The 3,259-nt window shown below is 67.7% G+C and carries 5 protein-coding genes and 1 pseudogene; 2 read left to right on the top strand and 4 right to left on the bottom strand.

The features are described from left to right. From ABGA94_RS01730 to ABGA94_RS01715, 4 genes and pseudogenes are all read right to left on the bottom strand, one after another. Positions 1 to 98 (bottom strand): annotated as a pseudogene (locus ABGA94_RS01730) (glutamate--tRNA ligase family protein); the annotation flags it as partial. Position 99: 1 nt separating this feature from the next. Then, positions 100 to 981: a DUF4097 family beta strand repeat-containing protein gene (locus ABGA94_RS01725; RefSeq protein WP_111129552.1), complete on the bottom strand. Its 882-nt coding sequence runs from the start codon at positions 979 to 981 to the stop codon at positions 100 to 102. 11 nt (positions 982 to 992) lie between these two features. Beyond that, the gene (locus ABGA94_RS01720; protein WP_111129554.1) at positions 993 to 1,526 is read right to left on the bottom strand and encodes a hypothetical protein; all 534 of its coding nucleotides are present in this window, start codon (positions 1,524 to 1,526) and stop codon (positions 993 to 995) included. After that, positions 1,523 to 2,101, bottom strand: coding sequence for an RNA polymerase sigma factor (locus ABGA94_RS01715; RefSeq protein WP_005418173.1), 579 nt, complete (start codon positions 2,099 to 2,101; stop codon positions 1,523 to 1,525). Before ABGA94_RS01715 ends, ABGA94_RS01720 begins: the two co-directional genes overlap by 4 nt. Positions 2,102 to 2,227: 126 nt before the next feature. Here ABGA94_RS01715 and ABGA94_RS01710 point away from each other — a divergent pair, with 126 nt between their 5' ends. Beyond that, positions 2,228 to 2,407 (top strand): hypothetical protein, encoded by a 180-nt coding sequence (locus ABGA94_RS01710; protein ID WP_005418175.1) that lies wholly within the window; start codon positions 2,228 to 2,230, stop codon positions 2,405 to 2,407. A gap of 35 nt (positions 2,408 to 2,442) precedes the next feature. Next, positions 2,443 to 3,036, top strand: a complete 594-nt coding sequence (locus ABGA94_RS01705; protein ID WP_005418176.1) for a mechanosensitive ion channel family protein — start codon at positions 2,443 to 2,445, stop codon at positions 3,034 to 3,036. The last annotated feature ends 223 nt before the right edge of the window (positions 3,037 to 3,259 follow it).

The following is a 3,259-nucleotide window of genomic DNA, read 5'->3' as shown; positions in this document are numbered from 1 at the left end:
CCCAGCGCATGGGCGAAGTCGTACATCGGGTAGATCGGCCACGCGTTGCCGGTGTTCTGGTGCTCGACGTGCTTGATGCGGTACAGCGCCGGATCGCGCTCAGCGATCCAGGCTTACCCGAACACTGCCCGAATGCGACTGGATGCGGATATCACCGTCGCCGCTGCCCAGCCGCGTATCAAGATGGCTGCCGGGGCCGTAGCGCGGCCGCTCCACCTGGCCGGCATCGCTGTTGATCGACCCGCTGAAGCTGTTCACCGACAGCTGCGCCGAAACCGAGCGTGGCAGGCGCAGGTTGACCGACGCACTCACCGATTCGACATTGATCCGGCCCCCCGGCGCCAGCCCGGCCGCCGACAGATCGATGCTGCCCGATACGGTTTCCACCGCCAACCGCTGCACCCGCCCGGCATCGACCTCGACCCGGCCGGATACCGTCTGTGCACCGATGTCACCGGACACGCCGCCACCGGCTTCGATCCGGCCGCTGACCGTGTTCACATCCAGCTTCGGGGTCTGCAGGCGCGCGCTGACACCGCCACTGACCGTATTGAGCTTGCTGTCGCCGCTGCGACCGGAGGCGCTCAGGCTGCCGCTGACCGTGTCGGCCTGCAGGCGACGCACATCGATGCCGCTGATGTCCTGGTTGGCACTGACCGTGCTCAGCAGCAGTTCCACCGAACGCGGCACGTTCAGCACCAGCGTTGCGCCACCGTTGTTGTTGCGACGCGGATACTCGATTTCCCAGCGTACGCGGTTGGCACTCTTCTCCTGGCGCAGCTGGAGACCATCGCTGAGCGTACCGGTGAGCTGCACGTCGTTGCGGTCCCAGCCACGCACGGTCACTTTGCCGGCCACGTTGCTCAGTTCGATGCGGCCGCCGGCGGCCAGGTTGTGGCGCTCGTCGATCCGGGTGTCAGCCAGGGCCACTGCGGGCAGCAGCAACAGCGCGCAGCAGCAGGTCATCAGGGTTCGTGTCATCGGGGGTCTCCTCAGGTCGTCAGGCCGGACTCGGCGGCATAGGCCGCCTGCCGGGTCAGTTCCAGCCGCAGCGCATAGGTGCGCTTGAGCTGGCCAAGCAGGTGAGGCGCACGTGGATCCTGCGCCAGCGCGGCCTGGATCTGTGCCGCGCTTTCATCCAGTTCGTGCAGGGCCGGCTGCCATTCCGGTGCCCGGCCTGCGGGCAGCGAGGCCACCGCCTGCCGGTACTGCTCGGTCATCGCCGCAGCCTGCAACTGCAGGGTAGACGGCACCGGCGCATCCGGCTGCACGTGGCGCCATGGCGCCACCGCGTACAGCGCCAGGCTGGCCGCCAAGACAGCGCCGGCCGGCAACCACCAGCGGCGCCGCGAACGCGCTGGCAGCACCACCACGTTGTCGGCCGGCACAGGCGCCGCCTGCGGCTCGCGCGGCGGCAGCTGCGCCGACAGGCGCGCCCAGCCATCGGCGGGAACATCTCGCTCGCTGGGCAACGCGCGCAGCCGGGCCAGCAGATCGTGATCGGAATCGTGTTCGTGTGTACTCATGTCATGTCTCCCAGCCGTGCGCGCAGCAGGCCGCGCGCACGATGCAGCTGTGCCTTTGAACTGCCGACGGCCATCTGCAGCTGCTCGGCGATTTCCTGGTGCTTCCAGCCTTCGATGTCGTGCAGTACCAGTACCGCACGCGCCCTCGGAGGCAGCGTCGCGAGTGCGCGCTCCAGGTCGCGCTCGGTACCGGCACAACGGTCGTGCACCGCCAGCTCCTGCAGGCCGCCGTCGACCTCCTCCAGACTGTCGTGGTCCTGCCCGGCGGCGCGCCCGCGCAGTTCCATCAGTGCGGCGTTGACGCCCAACCGGTGCAACCAGGTCGACAGGCTGCTTTCGAACCGGAACCCCGGCAGCGCCTTCCATGCCTGCAGGAACGCTTCCTGCAGGGCATCCTCGGCACGCGCCTGCTGGCCCCCGCACAGGCGCCACAGTACGGCGAACACGCGCGGCGCATGGCGCCGGTACAGCAGTTCGTAGGCCGCAGTGTCACCGGCGGCGGCCGCCCGCACCAGGGCGGGTTCGTCGACAGGGGCGTGGGCGGCAGGCGGCGCTGGCATGGTGGTGTCGAGCATATCGCTTGGATGCGGCGACCCGGAAAAAGGTTTAGAGCCGATCGCCGATCAAGGCCATGCAACCTTTTCGACGATGGCTGCATCCATGGAAGGTCATTCGAGAAAACACCTCCAGGGAGTTCCGCCATGTCCAGCTCGTCCTGCGCCGCCCTGCTGGTAATCGTCGCTTGCGTCGTGCTGCAGGCATCGGGCCTGTCCTTGCGGTTGTGCCCCGACAACGGCCGCGCCTGCCTGCAGCAGCATCGACAGGAGCTGGTCTGCCTGGCGTGGTCGCCGATGGTCGAAACCCCGGCACGCGCCGGGTAACATCGAGGCCGTTCCCGCCACCTGTTTTCGCCCCCATGATGTTGTCGCTGAAGGATCACCTGCCGGCCTGGAGCCACCCATGGCTGAACTACGCGGGCGTGGCCCTGCAGATCGTGCTGGTGCTGCTGGTCGCCTGGCTGCTGCGGGTACTGGCCCGTCGCCTGATCCGGCGCTTTGCCGAGCACTACACGCTGCCACCTGAAATGGTGATGGGCGCGCGCCGGATCACCAGTTTCGTGGTCTATTTCAGCGCCCTGCTGTATATCCTCAGCCTGCTCGGCGCGAAGCCTTCAGTGCTGTGGACCGCGTTCACGGGCTTCGCGGCCGTGGGCGCAGTGGCCTTCTTCGCGGCCTGGAGCGTGCTCTCCAACATCTTCTGCACGTTGCTGATCTTCACCACTCGCCCGTTCCGCCTGCATGACTACATCGAAGTGCTGGAGAACGGCGAGAAGCCGGGCCTGAAGGGGCGGGTGATCGACGTGAACCTGATCTACACCACGCTGCAGGAAACCGGCGACGGCCATGAGGGTACGGTGCTGCAGCTGCCGAACAACCTGTTTTTCCAGCGCACGGTGCGCCGCTGGCGCGACCCGGCGCAGGCACCCGGCGGCATCCAGGGCGACGGCTGAGGGTGGGGTTTTCGGCAGGGCTGCGCCCTGCACCTGCAGAGGCCGAAGCCGAAGCAAGATCAAGAGCGGCATTCCGTGGGATGGCGGGGCGGTGTGGGTGGTCAGGACACGCCGTAAACCCATCCATGGGGGCTCCCACGCGAAATGGGCTCCATCATACCGGCTGCGGCCCGATCGTTTCCGCCGCAACGGATGCTGCCGCGGGCGCCAGCCCCTATAATCG

The sequence above is a fragment of the Stenotrophomonas sp. 3diitr2024 genome (assembly GCF_042136455.1).
In the GTDB taxonomy this organism is placed as follows: Bacteria; Pseudomonadota; Gammaproteobacteria; order Xanthomonadales; family Xanthomonadaceae; genus Stenotrophomonas; species Stenotrophomonas sepilia.
Note: the sequence above shows the minus strand (reverse complement) of the source record. Positions and strands in the feature narration are given on the sequence as shown.

Coding starts and splice junctions, on each gene's coding strand:
- ABGA94_RS01715 (WP_005418173.1), bottom strand. CDS start 2,101: ATGCTCGACACCACCATGCCAGCGCCGCCTGCCGCCCACGCCCCTGTC.
- ABGA94_RS01710 (WP_005418175.1), top strand. CDS start 2,228: ATGTCCAGCTCGTCCTGCGCCGCCCTGCTGGTAATCGTCGCTTGCGTC.
- ABGA94_RS01725 (WP_111129552.1), bottom strand. CDS start 981: ATGACACGAACCCTGATGACCTGCTGCTGCGCGCTGTTGCTGCTGCCC.
- ABGA94_RS01720 (WP_111129554.1), bottom strand. CDS start 1,526: ATGAGTACACACGAACACGATTCCGATCACGATCTGCTGGCCCGGCTG.
- ABGA94_RS01705 (WP_005418176.1), top strand. CDS start 2,443: ATGATGTTGTCGCTGAAGGATCACCTGCCGGCCTGGAGCCACCCATGG.